General features: G+C 73.2%; 14 protein-coding genes. 9 read left to right on the forward strand and 5 right to left on the reverse strand.

Annotated features, from left to right (window positions below; genetic code table 11):
- Positions 1-331: 331 nt before the first annotated feature.
- Both cysS and idi read right to left on the reverse strand, forming a co-directional pair.
- Positions 332-1,774: a cysteine--tRNA ligase gene (cysS, locus tag ABEA04_RS07495; protein ID WP_345456406.1), complete on the reverse strand. Its 1,443-nt coding sequence runs from the start codon at positions 1,772-1,774 to the stop codon at positions 332-334.
- Positions 1,775-1,805: 31 nt separating this feature from the next.
- Positions 1,806-2,363: an isopentenyl-diphosphate Delta-isomerase gene (gene idi / locus ABEA04_RS07500; protein ID WP_345456409.1), complete on the reverse strand. Its 558-nt coding sequence runs from the start codon at positions 2,361-2,363 to the stop codon at positions 1,806-1,808.
- 166 nt (positions 2,364-2,529) lie between these two features.
- On the opposite strand from idi, the gene ABEA04_RS07505 reads away from it, so the two are divergent.
- Complete coding sequence (locus ABEA04_RS07505; protein ID WP_345456412.1) at positions 2,530-4,023, forward strand: hypothetical protein; 1,494 nt, start codon at positions 2,530-2,532, stop codon at positions 4,021-4,023.
- A 98-nt stretch (positions 4,024-4,121) separates the two neighbouring features.
- Here ABEA04_RS07505 and ABEA04_RS07510 read toward each other — a convergent pair whose 3' ends face one another.
- From ABEA04_RS07510 to ABEA04_RS07520, 3 genes are read right to left on the reverse strand one after another with little or no spacing between them, the layout of a single operon-like run.
- Entirely contained in the window at positions 4,122-5,174 is a 1,053-nt protein-coding gene (locus tag ABEA04_RS07510; RefSeq protein WP_345456415.1) for a multicopper oxidase domain-containing protein, read from the reverse strand.
- A 49-nt stretch (positions 5,175-5,223) separates the two neighbouring features.
- Positions 5,224-6,846, reverse strand: coding sequence for a cupredoxin domain-containing protein (locus ABEA04_RS07515; protein WP_345456418.1), 1,623 nt, complete (start codon positions 6,844-6,846; stop codon positions 5,224-5,226).
- 23 nt (positions 6,847-6,869) lie between these two features.
- Complete coding sequence (locus tag ABEA04_RS07520; protein ID WP_345456421.1) at positions 6,870-10,598, reverse strand: ThuA domain-containing protein; 3,729 nt, start codon at positions 10,596-10,598, stop codon at positions 6,870-6,872.
- A gap of 383 nt (positions 10,599-10,981) precedes the next feature.
- Here ABEA04_RS07520 and ABEA04_RS07525 point away from each other — a divergent pair, with 383 nt between their 5' ends.
- The 8 genes from ABEA04_RS07525 to ABEA04_RS07560 all read left to right on the forward strand — a co-directional run bounded on the left by ABEA04_RS07525 (position 10,982) and on the right by ABEA04_RS07560 (position 19,293).
- Positions 10,982-12,160, forward strand: coding sequence for an inositol-3-phosphate synthase (locus tag ABEA04_RS07525; RefSeq protein WP_345456423.1), 1,179 nt, complete (start codon positions 10,982-10,984; stop codon positions 12,158-12,160).
- A complete protein-coding gene (locus ABEA04_RS07530; protein ID WP_345456425.1) occupies positions 12,157-13,053 on the forward strand; it encodes an SCO3242 family prenyltransferase in 897 nt (298 codons plus the stop codon). The genes ABEA04_RS07525 and ABEA04_RS07530 overlap by 4 nt, the downstream gene beginning before the upstream one ends.
- Positions 13,050-13,922 (forward strand): sugar phosphate isomerase/epimerase family protein, encoded by an 873-nt coding sequence (locus ABEA04_RS07535; protein WP_345456428.1) that lies wholly within the window; start codon positions 13,050-13,052, stop codon positions 13,920-13,922. Before ABEA04_RS07530 ends, ABEA04_RS07535 begins: the two co-directional genes overlap by 4 nt.
- On the forward strand, positions 13,919-14,524 hold the full coding sequence (locus ABEA04_RS07540; protein WP_345456431.1) for an EboA domain-containing protein: 606 nt from the start codon (positions 13,919-13,921) through the stop codon (positions 14,522-14,524). Before ABEA04_RS07535 ends, ABEA04_RS07540 begins: the two co-directional genes overlap by 4 nt.
- Positions 14,524-15,390 (forward strand): TatD family hydrolase, encoded by an 867-nt coding sequence (locus ABEA04_RS07545; RefSeq protein ID WP_345456434.1) that lies wholly within the window; start codon positions 14,524-14,526, stop codon positions 15,388-15,390. The genes ABEA04_RS07540 and ABEA04_RS07545 overlap by 1 nt, the downstream gene beginning before the upstream one ends.
- A 211-nt stretch (positions 15,391-15,601) precedes the next feature.
- Positions 15,602-16,816: a metabolite traffic protein EboE gene (eboE, locus tag ABEA04_RS07550; protein ID WP_345456437.1), complete on the forward strand. Its 1,215-nt coding sequence runs from the start codon at positions 15,602-15,604 to the stop codon at positions 16,814-16,816.
- The gene (locus ABEA04_RS07555) at positions 16,813-18,207 is read left to right on the forward strand and encodes an alkaline phosphatase family protein (protein WP_345456440.1); all 1,395 of its coding nucleotides are present in this window, start codon (positions 16,813-16,815) and stop codon (positions 18,205-18,207) included. Before eboE ends, ABEA04_RS07555 begins: the two co-directional genes overlap by 4 nt.
- 78 nt (positions 18,208-18,285) lie before the next feature.
- The gene (locus ABEA04_RS07560) at positions 18,286-19,293 is read left to right on the forward strand and encodes a sugar phosphate isomerase/epimerase family protein (RefSeq protein ID WP_345456443.1); all 1,008 of its coding nucleotides are present in this window, start codon (positions 18,286-18,288) and stop codon (positions 19,291-19,293) included.
- The last annotated feature ends 60 nt before the right edge of the window (positions 19,294-19,353 follow it).

Here is a 19,353-nt window from a genome sequence, read left to right on the forward strand (position 1 = left end):
CGAGGCCGGCCACGGCCGAGCCTCGAGACCCCGCCCGGAGACGGACCACCGGTGGTCGAGCAGGCCGAGCGCCTGCGCGAGGCCGTCGTCGAGACCCCGCACCGTCAACGCGAACGCACGCGCACGGACCCTGAGCTTGTCGAAGGGCGCCCCCATGCGAACGTTCCCGTGGTGGGCCGGTGGTTTCGACGACGCTCGCGTAGACGCTCGCTGCTCGACCACCGGGGGGGCCCTTCGACAGGCTCAGGGTCCGTGTGGTCCGGCTGGGTTCTGAGGTCCGGTGGTCTCGGCGACGGTCGCTGGAGCTCGCTGCTCGACTACCGGCGGGAGGTCAGGGGCGGAGGGGGGTGAGGCGGAAGCCGTCGGCGTCGTCCTCGACCGTCCAGCCGAGGGCGGCGATCTCGTCGCGGAGGCGGTCGGCCTCGGCCCAGTCCCGCTCCTTCCGGTGGGCGAGGCGGCGCTCGGCCAGCTCGACGACGTCGGGCGGGGCGGCGGCGTCGTCGCGGGCGGTGCGGAGGTCGAGGCCGAGCACGCGGTCGAACAGCCCGACCATCGCGACCTTGGTGGCGTCGTCGAGGTCGCCGTCGCGCAGCACGTCGCCGAGCACCGTGACCGCGCGCGGCAGGTTGAGGTCGTCGGCGAGGGCGTCGACGAAGCGGTCGACGAGCGCGTGCTCCTGCCACCCCGCGGCCGGCGACGCTGCACCCGCGGCCGCGACGACCGCCTGCACCCGCTGCCGCAGCCGACCGAACGCCACCGCAGCCGACTGCAGGATCTCGCGGGAGAACGTCAGCGGGCTGCGGTAGTGGCTGAGCAGGTTGAGGTAGCGGAAGTCGAGCGGGTCGAAGCCCCACTCGACCAGCGTCTCGAGGGTGATCTTGTTGCCCTCCGACTTGCCCATGCGCCGCTCGCCCTCGAGCGTCAGGAACGCCCCGTGCATCCACCACCGCGAGAACGGCGCGCCCGACGCGGTCTCGCTCTGGGCGATCTCGTTGGTGTGGTGGATGGCGATGTGGTCGATGCCGCCGACGTGGATGTCGAGGGTGTCGCCGAGGGTGTCCATCGCCATCGCCGAGCACTCGATGTGCCAGCCGGGGAAGCCGGTGCCCCACGGGGAGGGCCACTCCATGTCGCGCTGCGGCGCGTCGGGCGGCGTGAACTTCCACAGCGCGAAGTCGGTGGGGTTGCGCTTGTCGCCCAGGTCGACGCGGACGCCGGCCAGCAGGCTCTCGCGGTCGTCGTTCGGCGTGAGCTTGCCGTAGGCGGGCACCAGCGAGGTGTCGAAGTACATGCCGTCGGCGGTGCGGTAGACGACCCCCTTCTCCTCCAGCCGCTGGATCAGCTCGATCTGCTGGGGGATGTGGTCGGTGGCCTTGAGCACCGCCGTCATCGGCGTGATGTTGAGCGCGCGCACGTCGTCGTCGAACGCGGCGGTGTACTTCGCCGCGACGTCCCAGGCGGTGATGCGCTCGGACGCCGCCGCGGCCGCCATCTTGTCGTCACCGGAGTCGGCGTCGCTGGTGAGGTGGCCGACATCGGTGATGTTCATGACCGCGCGCAGGTCGTAGTCGGCCAGCGCCAGCACCCGCCGCAGCACGTCGCTGAACAGGTAGGTGCGCATGTTGCCGATGTGCGGCGAGCTGTACACCGTCGGCCCGCACACGTACATCAGCACCGTGCGGCCGTCGGCCGGCTCGAAGTGCGACTCGGCGTAGCCGAGGGTGTTGTAGAGCGTCAGCTCGTTCCGCAGCCTGGCGGCGGCCGGGTCGGTCATGGTGCTCCTCGTGCGGGTGGGGCCTCGAACCCTACGGGCCCGGCTGGACGACGCGCGCGAGCCTCCTCAGGCCCTCGACCTGGCCGACCAGCCACGGGCTGAGCGCCCACGGCGTCCGCTCGACCATGCGCAGCAGGTCGTCGACCTCGACCCAGGCCAGCTCGGCCACCTCGTCGGGGTTGGGGGCGGGGTCGGGGGAGCCGGGCGCCAGCCGTGCGGAGAAGACCGGGCACACCTCGTTCTCGACGACGCCCGCGGCGTCGACGGCGCGGTAGCGGAACTCCGGCAGCAGCGGCGCGAGGTCGCTCACCTCGATGCCGAGCTCGTGGCGGCCGTGACGGCGCACGGCGTCCTCGACGGCCTCGTCGGGCCGCGGGTGGCCGCAGAAGGAGTTGGTCCACACCCCCGGCCACGACCGCTTGCCGAGCGCGCGCCGCGAGACCAGCGTGCGACCGGCGTCGTCGACCAGGTGGCAGGAGAACGCCAGGTGCAGCGGCGTGTCGGTGGTGTGCACGCCCTCGCGGGGCGCGGTGCCGATGGGGGCGCCGTCGTCGTCGAGCAGGACGACGAGGTCTGCGGTCTCGGGCATCGCTCCAGCCTAGGAGGTGCCTCCCGGTGGGGTGAGCCCCCCGGCGCACGCAGACACCTACCTTCGCCCCGTGCGTCCCCACGGCGCGCCGGTGGCAGGCGCACTCACCCTCGTCCTTCTCGTCACGCTCCTCGCGCTGCCCGGGGGTGTCGTGACGCCCTCGGCCATGGCTTCGCCGCCGGCCGCGCTCGTCGGCAGCGACGGCGTCGGCCGTGTCGTGACCATCGCTCGGGAGCCGGGGAGCCTCGGGTACCTCGGGCAGCGTCCGACGCGGGTGTTCGCCGGCGACGAGGTCGCACTGTCGTATCCGCCGAACCACCGGTCCATCGCCCTCGAGATGGAGCGTGACGGGGAGACCTACGAGATCGAGTTCCTCATCCCGCACGACCAGACCTGGGTCGAGGGACGCACGTATCGCGCGGCGGGCGCACCGGGCCGTGGCTCACCGTGGACCGGCATGGTGCACCTGACCTCGAACCACACGAGCTGTGGCGGCTCTCCGATCGCCTTCACCGTCCACGAGATGCTCCCCGACCTGAGTCGCTTCCGCATCGGCTACACGGTCTCGTGCGGGGCGGGCTGGACCATGAACCACGGTGAGGTTCTCTGGGGGACCGACGGTGGCGTCGAGACCTCACCGGAGGTGCGGTGGCCGGATGCCGAGGTGGGCGAGAGGCTCGACCACGGTGGGGGCGTGCTCGTGGCCAACGCGGGCGAGACGCCTTTGGTGGCGGCACGAGCTCCGTACCTCACCGGGCGGCACGCAGGTGACTACCGGGTCACGGGGACCTGCGACGTCGTCTCGCCCGGATCGAGCTGCTACGCCACCGTCGCGGTCGCCCCGCGCGCCCCCGGTGAGCGAGAGGCGAGCTGGCACCTGCCGCTGGCCGACGGAGGCGAGGTCGTGGTCCCGCTCAGGACGTACGCCTTCGGAGGCATCACGAGGTGGCGCAGCGTGAAGACCTACCGCGACGGCCGACGGGTCGTGGTGCGCGGCGGTCCCGACAGCGACGTCGTCGTCGGCTCCGAGCCGCTCGTGGGGGACGACGACACCCTCCCCAGCAAGCGCGAGGTCTGGGCGCTCATCGAGCAGAACCAAGGGCAGAGCAGGTTCACCGCGCCGCGAGGACGCCCCCTGCGCGTCGGCCGGTACGGCGGGGCTGACCACTCGGCGCTGCGGGACGACGCGGCGCCCGGCATCAACGTCGCGCGCGACTACTCCTACTGCACCAAGACCCAAGCCGCGTTCCACGTGCACGAGATCGCGGTCGACGAGGACGGGGACGTCGCGAGACTGGCCGTGTCCTACACGCAGGCGTGCGGCGGGTTCGCCATCCGCGGTTACATCGCCTTCCGGGCTCAGCGCGAGCCGGCGCTTCCGCTCGCGCCTCGCCTCAGGGTGCTGACTCCCGATCGTCGTTACCGACGGGGCGAGACGGCCGACCTGCGCGTCCGTGTCTCTGGAGCGGACCGGCTGGGGCTGACGGAGGTCCGCGTCCATCGCGACGGTCGCGTGCTGCGGACCGAGCGGCGTCCGGTGCCCCCGAGCGGCGTGGTCGTCGTGCGGCAGCGGGTCCTCGGACCGGTCCGCGTGTCGGTCCGACTCGTCGACGAGCCCTGGACGGCGGCGGTCAGCCGACGACTCCTCCTCAAGGGCTGAAGACCCGCGGACGCGGCAAGGCGCCCGCGGCCTGACCGCGGGCGCCTCGCCCCAGCTGCTCAGATCAGCTGCTCAGATCAGCTGCTCAGATCAGCTGCTCACATGCCGTGACCGGCGTGCGGTGGTGGCCACTCGCCGGCCGGCGGGCGGCCCTGCCGGTCGTGGACATGGAAGAAGGTCACCATGCCCATGTCGGAGTGGGTCTGCAGGTGGCAGTGCAGCATCCAGTGGCCCGGTCCCGACATGTCGCCGGCGATCACCTGGAAGCCGAAGGAGTCGCCCGGCCCGATCGTCTTGTTGTCGATGACCGCGACGTCGTCGGCCCACGGGACGTCGGCGAGCACGCCCGTGCGGTTGTCGGCCCACGTGTGGCCGTGCAGGTGCCAGGTGTGCAGCTCGGAGCCGAGGGCGATGTTGACGAACTCGATGCGCTCGCCCTGGTTGGCCACCAGGCTGGTGTTGCTGCGCACCGGGTCGGCCGGGTCGTAGGTGTCGGTGTCGGGGTAGCGACGGGCGTTGAGCTCCATCGCGTCGCCGAACGCCGTCACGTAGGTGTGGGCCGGCAGCGGGTCGCTGCGCCGACGCACGATCAGCGCGCCGAACAGCCCGGCGGCCAGGCCCGCCGTCCCGTGCTGCGTGCCGACCACGTGGTCGTGGTACCACCAGTAGCCGGCGGTGCCCACGATCCCCTTGGCCCGGTTGGCCGGCCGCGCGTACCAGACGTAGGTGCGCGACTCGCCCGGCGCGACCCACGAGTCGCTGTGCACCGTGCCGTCGGAGGCCTGGTCGTAGCGGACGCCGTGGGCGTGCAGCGAGACGCCGAGCGGGGTGTGCTCGTCGGTGCGCAGCGCCTCGAGCGTCTCGGCGGAGACCTCGTTGTGCAGCACGATCTCGATGCACTCGCCCTCGAGCATCTCGATGGTCGGGCCCGGGATCGACGCCGACTCGGGCGTGCGCCCGTAGCCGATGCGCTTCTCGTTGCTGTAGTCGGGCAGCTCGACGGCGTACAGCTGGATCCGTCGGGACGGCGCCGGGAAGCTGGCCGGGACGTCGGCGGCCGAGGCCGCCTCGATGCCGACGGCTCCGGCGCCCAGGGCGGCCACCGGGCCGGCCCCGAGTCCGCGCAGCACGGCGCGGCGGGTGGGAGTCATGTCAGTGCCTTTCCGAGAGGGGTCGTGAGAACGAGAGCAGTGCTCGCGCTCACGGGTTGCGGTCCTTGCCGACGTCGGAGCGGTCGGCGGCGGTGACGATGCGCGTGCGCTCCGAGCCGGTGACGTAGCCCTCCTCCAGCAGACCCGAGAGCACTGCTCGCACGTGGGTCATGAAGGTGGCGTGGCTCGACCAGCGGGCCTCGTCGCGGATCAGGTCGTCGATGGTGCACGAGCCGTCGGACGTGACGCGGTTGCGGACGTCGGTGCCCACCGAGCCCATGACCACGACCGGGCTGGGGTCGGGGCTCTCGCAGGCCGGCGCGGGGGCGTCGTCCACGATCGTGAACCCGACCGTGCCGACCTCCGACACGTTGCCGCCGAGGTCGACGGCGCGGTGCTGCATCGTGTGCTCGCCGAGGTCGTCGACCACGACGGGCTCGTCGTAGGCGGTCCAGCCGCCGTCGTCGAGCCGGTACTCGACGCGGTCGACGCCGGAGCCCTCGTCGGTGGCGGTGAGCGTCACCGTGACCTCGCCGACGTAGTCGTAGGCGGCGTCCTGCGTGCCCGCGACCGAGGCGGTCGAGACCGGGGCGGTGGTGTCGTCGTCGGCACCCTCGACCACGGTGAAGGTCTCCTCGCCGACCTCCGAGACGTTGCCCGCGGCGTCGGTCGCGCGGTAGGCGAGCGTGTGGTCGCCGACCTCGGTCACCGAGAACATGTCGGTGTAGGTCGTCCAGTCGCCGCCGTCGAGCTGGTACTCGATGGAGGCGATCTCGGACTGCGAGTCGGTGGCGCTGAGCATCACCTCGGCGCTGCCGAGGTAGGCGCCGTCGGCGTTGGTCTCGCCGTGCAGCATCGCCATGACCTCGGGCGGCGTCTGGTCGGGACCGTCGGCGGCGACCACGGTGAACGGGTCGTTGCCCTCGGCCGAGGCGTTGCCGGCGGCGTCGGTGGCGCGGTAGCCGATGGTGTGGTCGCCGACCTCGTCGACCACCACGGGCTCGGTGTAGGGCTGCCAGCCGAGGTCGTCGACCTGGTACTCCACCGTCTCGACCCCGCTGCCGCCCTCGTCGGTGGCGTCGAGGGTCACGGTGGCCTGGCCGAGGTAGCTGCCGTCGGCGTCCTGCTCGCCGTCGATGGACGCCGTCACCACCGGCGGCGTGGTGTCCTCGCCGGGGTCGCCGCCACCGCCGGTCACCACGAGCTCGCCCACCATCTGCCCGTGACCGGGGATGGAGCAGAAGAACTTGTAGGTGCCCTCGGTGAGGTTCACCTCGACCTCCCAGCGACCGTCGTTCTCGTCGCTGGGGTAGGCGAGGATGTTGACGTCGACGTCGTCGTTGTACTCCCCGCCGGAGGTGTCGAACGTCAGCGTGTGCTGCATGCCGCTGGTGTTGCCGGTGGCCAGCGAGTTCTCGAACACGATGGTCGTCGGGCCGGCGGTCGCCTCGGTGGGCGCCGACTTGTAGCGGGTGGTGCTGTTGTCGGCCGTCCAGGTCAGCGTCTGGGCGAGCGCCGCCTGGTCGTCGGCCGGTGCGACCGCCGTCGTCGCAGCGGCCGCCGACCGCTCCGGGGCCGCCGGCGCCGCCTGGGCGGCGACGGCGAGGCCGCCGACCGTGACGGCGGCCGCCGCGCCGAGGGCGAGCACGCGGGCTCGGATCGTTCGGGTCATGGCTCCTGCTCCTCTCGTCGTCGTCATCGCTGCTGCACCCGGACGTTGCGGAACTCCACGGCGTCGTTGTCGCTGTGGTTCTGCAGACCGAGGTAGCCCGACAGGAACTGCCGCAGGTCGGTCGGCGGGTCACCGGCGCGGGAGGACTGCTGCCCGGGGCTGTTGGTGAAGGTGTTGATGCGCACGCCGTTGCGGATGATCACGTAGCGCTGGCCCTCGACCCGGATCTCGTAGTCGTTCCAGACCCCCTTGGGCGTCGGCCGGGCGGCCGCCATCGCGTTGGTGTCGAAGTTGTAGACCGAGCCGGTTTTCTGCGGCTCGCCGGTCTCGCCGTCGTAGATCTGGATCTCGTGGCCGCAGTAGATGGCCACCCAGGCCTGCGAGGTGCGGGCCGAGCCGGTGGTGCCGCAGCTGCCGGCGGGTCGGTCCTCGAGCGGGATGCGCGGGTCGGGGAAACGGGTGAAGACGCCGGTGTTGGCGCGGTAGCCCTCGGGTGCGACGTCCTTGAACTGCAGCCGCACGCTGAAGTCGCGGAACGGCCGGTCGGCGTACCAGAGCATGCCCAGACCGCCGGACGAGGCGATGGTGCCGCGGCCGGTGCGGGTGAAGCTGCCGGACGGCGCCTGCTGCCACTTGCGGAACGAGGCGGCGGTGCCGTCGAAGATCGGCACGTAGGGCTGGTCGATGCCGACCCGCGACTCACTGGCGGCCCGGTCGAGCGCCCGCTTCTCGGTCGCGTTGATGGAGCGGTCGGTGACCATGCGCTTGGTCAGGCCCTGCACGTAGGTCACGAACTCGGCCCGCGAGCCCCACGCGCTCTCGTCGTCGACGACGTCGTTGAGCGTGCAGCCGTTGTCGGTCTCGAGGTTGAACACGCCCGTGTCGTGGTCGAGGAACACCACCGTCTCGCGGGCGTCGGGGGCCACGCAGGTGACGTCGATCGTGGAGGTCGTGGTGACCTCCTCGCCGTCGGCGTAGGTGACGGTGAGCGTGACCTCGTGCGAGCCGCCCGTGGTGAAGGTGTGCACGGGGTTCATGCGGTTCGAGGTGGTGCGGTCACCGAAGTCCCAGGCCCACGAGACGCCGCCCGGGGCGCGGAAGGCGTAGCGGGTGGGCGTGGCCTGGGCGGCCGGGGTGGCGTCGAACGCGGCGGCGGCGGCGCGGGCGGCGGCCTCCTCGTCGCGCACCTGGAGGGTGCGCATCTGCGCGGCGGTCGGGGTGGCCGGGCCACCGTGGTAGACGACGCGGATCAGCTTCTGGTTCGGGTGGAGGCTGAAGAAGCCGCCGCCGTAGTCGAGCAGGTAGAGGGCGCCGTCCTCACCGAACTTGGCGTCCATCCAGCTCTGCAGCTGCTCGTCGCCGTTGCCGCCGGGGATGATCCTGCGCAGGTCCTCGGCGTAGGCCGGGGGAGCGGCCCGCTCGACCGTGTCGGGGTCGACGGTCACCGCGATGCGGTTGTTGGCGTTCGACTGGTCGCCGATCAGCCACTTGCCCTCCCAGTACGAGGGCCACGAGACGTCGCTCGCCGGGTCGACGTCGGCGCCGCGGAAGGTCGGGCCCGACATGACCGCCTGGCCGCCGCCCTTGAGGTAGGGCTCGGTGAAGGTCTGGTCGTCGATGTCGTAGGTCGGGATGCCGGAACCGTCGGCGCGCTCGGGGAAGACCGGCCCGCCGCCCTGCGGCGAGTACCAGATCATGTTCGAGCGGGCGTCGGGGATGTCGACCAGGCCGGTGTTGCGCGGCGAGGTGTTCTGCAGGTCGTCGCAGTCGTACCAGTCGGCCGGCTGCTCGGCGTCCTCGTTGCTCCGGTCGCGGTAGGGCTGCTTGTTGCCCATGCAGTAGGGCCAGCCCTGGTTGCCCGCCGAGGTGATGATCGTGGCGGTCTCGTACTTCGCCGGACCCCACGTCGTGCTGGGCTCGCTGGCGTCGGGGCCGACCCAGCCGGCGGTCAGCCAGTCGGTCTCGGAGTCGATCTGCAGGCGCGAGATGTTGCGCACGCCCATCACGTAGATCTCGGGGCGGGTCTTGCCGCCGCCCTCCTCGTCGCCGGTGAACAGGTTGCCGGCGGGGATGGTGTAGGTGCCGTCGTCCTCGGGGTGGATCCGGATGATCTTGCCCGCGAGGTCGTTGGTGTTGCCCGAGGTGCGGCGGGCGTCCTGGAAGCTGATGCCGGCGTACTCCTCGGTCCAGTTGTTGCCCGAGTAGCCGCCCGAGCCGCCGGAGGAGTTGTTGTCGCCCGAGCCGACGTAGAGGTTGCCCTCGGCGTCGAAGGCCATGCCGCCACCGGCGTGGCAGCAGGAGTGGATCTGCACCTCCCACGACATCAGGTCGACGCGGGTGCCCTGGTCGATGGTGTTCGCGGCGGCGTCGTAGGTGAAGCGCGAGATGGTGCGCTCGCCGACGCGGCGCTCACGGTCGATCGACTCGTGCGGCATCCAGTAGACGTAGAGCCAGCCGTTCTCGGCGAAGTCGGGGTCGGCGACGATGCCGAGCAGCCCCTCCTCGTTCTTGACCAGCTCGTCACCGCTGCCGCGGTTGCCCATCACCTCGAGGGTGGTCAGCAGCTTCACGTCGCCGCTGTCGGGGTCGTAGCGGTGGATGGTGCCGCAGCCGAGGCCGACGTCGGGGTCGTCCCACGAGACGACCGGGCCGGTCGGGCAGGCGGCCTTGCCGACGTAGAAGACGTCGCCGCCGGGGGCGACGGTCACGCCGTGGGACTCGCCGATCTGGTCGAGCTGGCCCTGCTGGTTGGGGGCGGTGAGGCGCTGCACCTCGTAGTTGGAGGCGATGGTGGCCTGGCAGTCGCCGCGCACCATGCCCGCCGTCCACTGCAGGGCGCCGGTGAGGTGGGAGCGGAAGGCGTCGTTGTCGTAGGCGGTGCCCACGGCGCCCATCGCGGTGTAGAAGGAGCGGCCGCGCTGCACGTCGTGGCACCACGAGACCGGGTGGAAGGCGCCGTTGGCCGACGCGCCCGGCGCGTAGCTGGCCTCCTCGACCTGGGCCACGGTGTGCACCGAGCCGAGCGGGTTGGTCTGCCAGTTCGACCAGCGGTCGGAGTGCTCGAAGGTGTAGCCGATGCCGCGACCGGCGGGGTGCTGGCGGTCGAGCACGTCGACGGTGGCCTTCTGCACCTTGAACGGGCTGCTCGCGGCCGGGCGGGCGCCGACGAGCGTGGTGAACCAGGCGGACGACGCCTGGGCCCTCGCGGCGTCGTGGACGCCGAGGAACCCGCCGCCGCCCTGCACGAAGCGGCGCAGGCCGGAGAGCTGGGTGCCGTTGAGCTCGGCGCCGGTGTTGGAGAGGAACACCACCGAGCGGAAGCGGCTGAGGTCGCCCGCGAAGATCGCGGGGTCCTCCGAGACCTCGGTGGCGAAGCCGCCGGTCGAGCCGAGCTGGCGCACGGTGCTGGTCGCCTTGGCGACGGCGTCCTCCTGGCGCGACGCGGGGCCGCGGAAGACGAGCACGGTGGGCTTGACCGCCGCGGCCGCGGGGGCGGCCTGGGCGGTCCGGACGGCGGCGGGGACGGCGGCCGGCTGGACCGCGGCCGACGGGGTGGCCGCGGGGGCCACGGCGTCCAGGGCGCCGGCGCCGGTTCCCGCGGTGGCCTGCGAGGCCAGGCCGAGGGAGAGCAGGGCGCCGAAGGCGGTGGTCAGGGCGAGGGCGTTTCGGCGCCGCCGGCGGTCGGGGGGAGGGGTGGGATCGGGTGAGGGGACGTGAGGGCGCGGCAGAGCCGCGCGTCGTTGCAGACGCACGTGAGAGTCCTTCTTCCGAGAGGTTCCGAGAGATTCCGAGACGGCCCGGGGCATCGGGGGATGCCGGGGGACCTCTAGCAAAGTAAAGGCCCTATGACGCCGGTCACAAGGCTTTCGTCGGACGAATCTGAAGAAGTGCTGAAGACGAGCGTGGCTTTTGCGTTCTGTCTGACAAAAGCCCGCCGGTACGCTCGACGGTGCGGCGCCGGCCGACGTCGGTCCGGTTCCGCGCGAACGGCACCGGACTTTTGGTTGACCTGACGACTGAAGTCTCCTACGTTCAGGAGGCAGGGTGTGACCGCGTTCATAGCCGTCTCGCGCCGTGCCGCGCGGGTCTCCCCGAGACCCGTCACCACACCCAACCGCGACGGGAGCAAGTGACGATGACCGGCGACCGAGAAGCCCCCCGCACCGGCCTGTGGCTCGTGGGGGCCCGCGGGTCCGTGGCCACGACCGTGATGGTCGGGACAGCGGCGCTGCGCGCCGGGCTCACCCGCACCACCGGCCTGGTCGCCGAGCTGCCCGAGCTCGCCGGCACCGGCCTGCCCGAGGTCGCCGACCTCGTGGTCGGTGGCCACGACCTCGGCACCGCCCCGCTGGTCAAGCGCGCCGAGTCGCTCGGCGAGGGCGGCGTCCTGCCGATGCGCCTGGTGCCGCTCGTGCACGACGAGCTCGAGGCCGCCGAGCAGCGGCTGCGCCCGGGCTACGACGCCGCCTCCGGCGAGCCGCAGGGCGAGGCGCTCGCCCGGCTGCAGGGCGACCTCGAGTCGTTCCGCGACGAGCACGGCCTCGTGCGCGTCGTCGTCGTCGACGTCGCCAGCACCGAGCCGCCCGTCGACGCCGCCGCCCTCGGCGACCCGCACAGCGCGCTCAACGACCTCGACACCCTCGACGCCGCGCTCGCCGCCGGCGAGAGCCCGCTGCCCGCCAGCTCGCTCTACGCGCTGGCCGCCTACCGCGCCGGCTGCGCCTACGTCTCCTTCACCCCGAGCCCCGGCCCGCGGCTGCCCGCCCTCGAGCAGGCGGCCGAGCGCGCCGGCGTCCCGTGGGCCGGCTCCGACGGCAAGACCGGCGAAACCCTGGTGAAGTCGGCGCTCGCCCCGATGTTCGCCACCCGCGCCCTGCAGGTGCGCTCGTGGGCCAGCTACAACATGCTCGGCGGCGGCGACGGCGCCACCCTGGCCGACCCGGCCGCGGCCGCCAGCAAGACGGCGTCCAAGAGCGCCGGCCTCGAGGCCATCGTGGGCCACCCCGTCGACGGTCCCATGCACATCGACCACGTGCCCGACCTGGGCGACTGGAAGACCGCGATGGACCACATCTCCTTCGAGGGCTTCCTCGGGGTGCGCATGACGATGCAGTTCACGTGGTCGGGCTGCGACTCCGCGCTCGCCGCGCCGCTGGTCATCGACCTCGCCCGTCTGATCGCCCGTGCGCACGAGGCCGGGCGCGTCGGCGCGCAGAGCGCCTTCGGGTTCTTCTTCAAGGACCCCGCCGGCACCGACGAGCACCGGCTCTCGGCGCAGTGGGACGCGCTCGTGGCCTGGTGCTCCGAGCTGTGACCTCCTCCGGCGGGTCGGCCGGCCTGGCCACGCTCGCCGAGCTGGTCCGGCTGCCCGCCGCGCTCACCGTGCCCGGCGACACCCTCGCCGGCGCCGCCAGCGGGGGAGCGCTCGACGGCTCGCTGCAGGGCGCCCTGCGCTCGGCCGCGCTGATGCCGGTGGCGTCGGTGTGCCTCTACTGGTCGGGCATGGCGCTCAACGACTGGGCCGACCGCGACCTCGACGCCGTCGAGCGGCCCGAGCGCCCCATCCCGTCGGGCCGCATCTCGCCGCGAGCCGCGCTCGCCGTGGCGGGCGGGCTCTCGGCCGCCGGGCTGGCGGCCGCCCACGTCGCCGGCGGCGCGCCCGCCGTGCGCACGGCCGCGCTGCTCACCGCCACCGTGTGGGCCTACGACCTCGTGCTCAAGAACGGTCCGGCCGGCCCGGTCGCCATGGCGGCCGCCCGGGGCCTGGATGTCGTGCTCGGCGCCGGCGGCTCGCCCCGCGCCGCCGCCGCGCCCGCCGTGCTGATGGCCGGCCACACCGCCGCCGTCACCGCACTGAGCCGCGGCGAGGTGCACGGGGCCGCGCCCGCCACCGCCCGCGGCGCCCTCGCCCGCCACGTGGTCACCGCCGTCGCCGCCGGCCTGCGCGGCCGCACCGGACGACGTCCGGCCCTGCTGCCCGCCGCGCTCGCCGGCGCCTACGCGCTCGCCGTCGGCCGCGCCCAGGCCCGCGCCGTCCGCGACCCCGCCGCCGGTCCGGTGCGCGCCGCCACCGGCGCCGGCATCAAGGGCATGGTGCCGCTGCAGGCCAGCCTGGTCGCCGGGTCGGGCTCGCCCCGCACGGCGATCGCGCTGCTCGCCGCCGGCCCGCTCGCCCAGGCCGCGTTCAAGAGGATCTCCTTCACATGAGCACCCCGGTGAGCACCCCGCTGCGCTTCGGCTACGGCACCAACGGCCTGCACAGCCACCGTCTCGACGACGCCGTCGACCTGCTCGCCGACCTCGGCTACGACGGCGTCGCGCTGACCCTCGACCACCTGCACCTCGACCCGTTCGCGCCCGACGCGCCGGCGCAGACCACCGCGCTGCGTCGCCGGCTGCAGAGCAGGGGACTGGGGTGCGTGGTCGAGACCGGCGCGCGCTACCTGCTCGACCCGCGACGCAAGCACCACCCCACCCTCGTCTCCGACACCGGGCGCGACGTCCGCGTCGACTACCTGCACCGCGCCGCCCGCATCGCCGCCGACCTCGGCGCCGAGGCGCTGTCGTTCTGGTCGGGCGTGCTGCCCGACGGCGTCGACGACGACACCGCCTGGCAGCGCATGGTCGACGGCACGCGCGCGGTGCTCGACGTCGCCGAGGGCCTCGGCGTCGTCTGCGCCGTCGAGCCCGAGCCCGGCATGTTCGTCGACACCCTCGATGGCGTCCTCGAGCTGCGCCGGCGGCTCGGCGACCCGCCCCTGCTGCGGGTCACCCTCGACCTCGGCCACGTGGTCTGCAACGAGCCGCGCGGCATGGCCGAGACCATCCACCGCGCCGGCGACCTGATCGCCAACGTGCAGGTCGACGACATGGTGCGCGACGTGCACGAGCACCTCGAGATCGGCACCGGCGAGGTCGACTTCGTCGAGGCCACCCGCGCGCTGCACGAGGTCGGCTACACCGGACTGGCCTCCTTCGAGCTGCCGCGACAGGCCCACGCCGCACCCGTGGTGGCCGAGCGGTCGCTGCGCCTGCTGCGCGAGGCCGAGCACCAGAGCCTGGAAGGAGTCGCATGAACGAGCAGCTGCTGGGCGAGTGGGAGACCGAGGTCGAGGCCGACGCCACCCGCGTCCGCACCCGGTTCCCCGCCGCCGCCCGCGAGATCGGCCGCAGCCCGGCCACCACCGACCCCGGCGCCGAGCGCGTCGAGGACGACGTGCGCGGCCGTCTGCTCGAGGCGCTCGCCCGCGGTGCCGACGGCGCCACCGTCGACCGCGAGGTGCACGACCTCTACCGCTTCGGCGACGCCGACGAGCGCCGCGCCGTGCTGCGCGGGCTGCACCGGGTCGAGCCCGCCCCCGCCGAGGGGTGGGCCGCCGACCTCGTGCACGACGCGCTGCGCACCAACGACCCGCGGCTGGTCGCGGCCGCGCTCGGCCCCTACGGCGCCGCCGTCCTCGACGACGACGCCTGGCGCCAGGCGGTGCTCAAGTGCCTGTTCGTCGGGGTGCCCGTCGACCTCGTGCACGGCCTCGACGCCCGCGTCGACGACCGGCTGCTGACGATGATCGCCTCCTACGCCGACGAGCGCCGCGCCGCCGGCCGCGAGGTGCCCGCCGACGCCGAGCGCCTGCTCGCCACCACCGACACCACCACCCAGCCCGGCCAGGAGCGTTGATGCGCATCTTCGACCCGCACATCCACATGACCTCGCGCACCACCGACGACTACGAGGCCATGCACGCCGCCGGCGTCCGCGCGATCGTCGAGCCGGCCTTCTGGCTCGGCCAGCCGCGCACCAGCGTCGACTCCTTCGTCGACTACTTCGACGGCCTGCTCGGCTGGGAGCGGTTCCGCGCCGCCCAGTTCGGCATCGTGCACCACTGCACGATCGCGCTGAACCCGAAGGAGGCCAACGACCCCCGGTGCGTCGGCGTCCTCGACCTGCTGCCGCGCTACCTGGCCAAGGACGGCGTGGTCGCGGTCGGCGAGGTCGGCTTCGACTCGATGACCGAGGCCGAGGAGACCGCGTTCGTGCGTCAGCTCGAGCTGGCCGGCGAGCACGGGCTGCCCGCGATGGTGCACACCCCGCACCGCGACAAGCTGGCCGGCACGAAGCGCACCCTCGAGCTGATGGCGCAGGTCGGGCTGCCGGCCGGGCACATGCTGGTCGACCACCTCAACGAGGTGACCGTCGACCTCGTCGACGACGCCGGTGCCTGGATGGGCTTCTCGATCTACCCCGACACCAAGATGGACCCCCACCGCATGGTGGCGATCCTCGAGCGCCGTGGTCTCGACCGCGTGCTGGTCAACAGCGCCGCCGACTGGGGCAGGAGCGACCCGCTGCTCACGCTGCGCACCGGCGAGGCGATGCTCGCCGCCGGCTTCTCCGACGACGACGTCGACCGCGTTTTGTGGCGCAACCCCGTCGAGTTCTACGGCCAGAGCGGCCGGCTGCTGCTCGACGACGACGGCACCGCGGTCGTCCAGCCGACCGACACCTTCGAGGGCAACTCGATCCTCCGCGGCGAGCGCGCGTGAGACCAACGGTGGTCGAGGTGCGAGGCCGGCCACGGCCGAGCCTCGAGACCTCGCACGCGTCACGCGAACGTCACCACCGGCGGCCGGTGGTCTCGAGGCTCGTCGCCAGCGTTCCTCGCACCTCGACCGTCGTCAGGGCGCCCCTCACGATGGTCGAGGTGCGAGCGCAGCGAGCCTCGAAACCACCGGCCCACACCGGGGAAGTCCTGCGATGAGGTTCCGCCACCGCGACGGCACCGTCGTCCACCTCTCCTACGGCAGCAACGTGCACCCGGCCGAGACGGTCGACGGCATCGTCGAGCAGCTGCACCGCTTCGCCGGCAACGTGCGCTCGCGCCTGGACGCCGGCGTGCTCGGCGTGGGCCTGTGGCTGCCGGCCGCGGCGGCGGCCGAGATGGCCGGCGACCGCGCCGCCCTCGAGCGGGTGCGCGACGCGCTGCGCGCCGAGCGGCTCGAGGTCGTCACCGTCAACGCCTTCCCCTACCGCGGCTTCCACGACCCGGTGGTCAAGCGGGCGGTCTACCGCCCCGACTGGACCGACCCCGCGCGCCTCGACTTCACCCTCGACTGCGCCCGCGTGCTCGCCCGGCTGCTGCCCGACGAGGCCGCACGCGGCAGCGTCTCGACCCTCCCGCTGGCCTGGCGCACCCCCTGGGACGACGACCGCGAGCGCGCCGCCACCGCGCACCTGCGCGAGCTCAACGCCGGGCTGGCCCGGCTGGCCGACGAGACCGGCCGCCCGGTGCGGGTGGCCCTCGAGCCCGAGCCCGGCTGCGTCGTCGAGACCGTGGCCGACGCCGTCGCCCACCTGGCCTGGCTCGGCGACCTCGACCCCGGCCTGGTCGGCGTCTGCGTCGACACCTGCCACCTCGCCACCGGCTTCGAGCAGCCCGGCCCCGCCCTCGACGCCCTGGCCGGTGCCGGCATCGAGGTGGTCAAGGTGCAGGCCTCGGCCGCGCTGCACGCCGCCCGGCCCGACGAGCCCGGCGTCCGCGAGGCCCTCGCCGGCTGGGCCGAGGACCGCTTCCTGCACCAGACCCGCGAGGCCACCGACGACGGCACCGCCGCCGCGGCCGGCCGCGACGACCTGCCCGAGGCGCTCGGCCTGCCCGGCGCCGAGGGGCAGCCGCTGCCGGGCCGCGAGCCCTGGCGCGTGCACGTGCACGTGCCGGTGCACGCCGACCCGCAGCCGCCGCTCACCAGCACCCGCGACGACCTCGAGGCCGCACTGGCGGGCCTGGTCGGCGGCGAGCGGGCGGTGTGCGACCACGTCGAGATCGAGACCTACACCTGGGGCGTGCTGCCGCCCGAGCTGCGCCCCCGCGACGATGAGGGCCTGGCCGCCGGCATCGCCGCCGAGGTCGCCTGGGTGCGCGAACGGTTCGCCGCCCTGGGCCTGGAGGTTCTGGAAGGAGCCGCACCGTGAGCACCACCGCACCGTCCGACGGTCACCCCGAGAAGCTGTTGGTGGTCGACGTCGTCGGCCTCACCCCCGACCTGCTGCAGCACATGCCGCGCGTGCAGCGGGTCGCGGCGTCGGGCTTCTCCGCGCCACTGACGCCCGTCCTGCCGGCCGTCACCTGCTCGGTGCAGTCGACGTTCCTCACCGGCACCACGCCCGCCGAGCACGGCATCGTCGGCAACGGCTGGTACTTCCGCGACCTCGGCGAGGTGCTGCTGTGGCGCCAGCACAACCGGCTCGTGCAGGGCGAGAAGCTGTGGGACGTCATCCGCCGCGAGAAGCCCGGCTACAAGGTCGCCAACGTGTGCTGGTGGTACGCCATGGGCGCCGACGTCGACAGCACCGTCACGCCGCGGCCGGTCTACCACGCCGACGGCAAGAAGGACCCCGACTGCTGGACCTGGCCGCCCGAGCTGCACGACCGCCTCGTCGGCGAGCTCGGCCCGTTCCCGCTGTTCACCTACTGGGGTCCCACGGCCGCCATCCCCAGCTCGCGCTGGATCGTCGGCGCGGCCCGCAGCCTGATGCCCGAGCACGACCTCACGCTCGTCTACGTGCCGCACCTCGACTACGACCTGCAGCGCTTCGGCCCCGAGAGCCAGCAGGCCCGCGACGCCGCCAAGGAGGTCGACGACGTCCTCGCGCCGCTGCTCGACGACGCCGAGCGCGCGGGCGTCACCGTCGTCCTGCTCAGCGAGTACGGCATCACCCGGGCCGACCGCCCCGTCGACGTCAACCGGCTGCTGCGCCGCGAGGGCTGGCTGCACGTGCACCACAACGCCACCGGCGAGCTGCTCGACCCCTGGACGTCGCGCGCCTTCGCCGTCGCCGACCACCAGGTCGCCCACGTCTACGTCAAGGACCCAGCCGACGTCGAGGAGGTCGCCACCCTGCTGCGCGGCCTGCCGGGCGTCGACCTGGTGCTCGACCGCGCCGCGCAGGCCGAGCACGGCATCGACCACGAGCGGGCCGGCGAGCTCGTGCTGGTGGCCGACCCCGACGCCTGGTTCACCTACTACTACTGGCTCGACGACGCCAACGCGCCCGACTTCGCCAAGGCCGTCGAGATCCACAAGAAGCCCGGCTACGACCCCGCCGAGCTGTTCTTCGACCCCGACGACCGCTTCGTCAAGGCGCGCGCCGGGCTCACCCTGGCCAAGAAGCTGGCCGGCCTGCGCTACACGATGAGCGTCGTCCCGCTCGACCCGAGCCCGGTCAGCGGCAGCCACGGCCGGCTGCCGGCCCGGCCCGAGGAGGGCCCGATGCTCATCTGCTCCGAGCCCTCGGTGAAGACCGAGCACGTGGCGGCCACCGACGTCCGCGACCTGCTGGTCCGCCTCGCCACCCGAGCCTGACCGCACCCGACCGCACCCGACCGCTGTCTGGACCAGACCCGCACCACCGCACGCCCGTCCGAGAAAGAGGAGACCCCCATGCCCCGTCCCGTCACCCTGTTCACCGGCCAGTGGGCCGACCTGCCCTTCGAGGAGATGTGCCGGCTCGCCTCCGAGTGGGGCTACGACGGCCTCGAGATCGCGTGCTGGGGCGACCACCTCGACCCGTGGCAGGGCGCGGAGGACGACGCCTACATCCAGGGCAAGCTCGACCTGCTCGAGAAGCACGGCCTGCAGCTGTTCGCGATCTCGAACCACCTCAAGGGCCAGGCCGTCTGCGACGACCCGATCGACGGGCGCCACCAGGCCATCGTGGGCTCGCGGGTGTGGGGCGACGGCGACCCCGAGGGCGTGCGCCAGCGCGCGGCCGAGGAGATGAAGATGACCGCGCGCACCGCGCAGCGGCTCGGCGTCAAGACGGTCGTCGGCTTCACCGGCTCGGCCATCTGGAAGTACGTCGCGATGTTCCCGCCGGCCACCGAGGAGATGGTGGCCGCGGGCTACCGCGACTTCGCCGACCGCTGGAACCCGATCCTCGACGTCTTCGACGAGTGCGGCGTGCGCTTCGCCCACGAGGTGCACCCCTCCGAGATCGCCTACGACTACTGGACGACGGTCGCCACGCTCGACGCCATCGGCCACCGCGAGGCCTTCGGGCTCAACTGGGACCCCAGCCACTTCGTGTGGCAGGACCTCGACCCGGTGGGCTTCCTGTGGGACTTCCGCGACCGGATCTACCACGTCGACTGCAAGGACGCGAAGAAGCAGGTCGGCAACGGCCGCAACGGGCGCATGGGCTCGCACCTGCCGTGGGCCGACCCGCGCCGCGGCTGGGACTTCGTCTCCACCGGGCACGGCGACGTCCCGTGGGAGGCGTGCTTCCGCATGCTCAACACCATCGGCTACGACGGGCCGATCTCGGTGGAGTGGGAGGACGCCGGCATGGACCGCCTCGTCGGGGCCCCCGAGGCGCTCGAGTTCGTGCGTCGCCTGGCCTTCGACCCGCCGTCCGCGGCCTTCGACGCCGCGTTCTCCTCGACCGACTGAGCGCTCGACCACCGGCCCGGCCGCGTCCTGCTGGACGCGGCCGGGCCCGTGCGTTTTTCC

Source organism: Nocardioides marinquilinus, from assembly GCF_039543705.1.
Taxonomy (GTDB): Bacteria; Actinomycetota; Actinomycetes; order Propionibacteriales; family Nocardioidaceae; genus Nocardioides; species Nocardioides marinquilinus.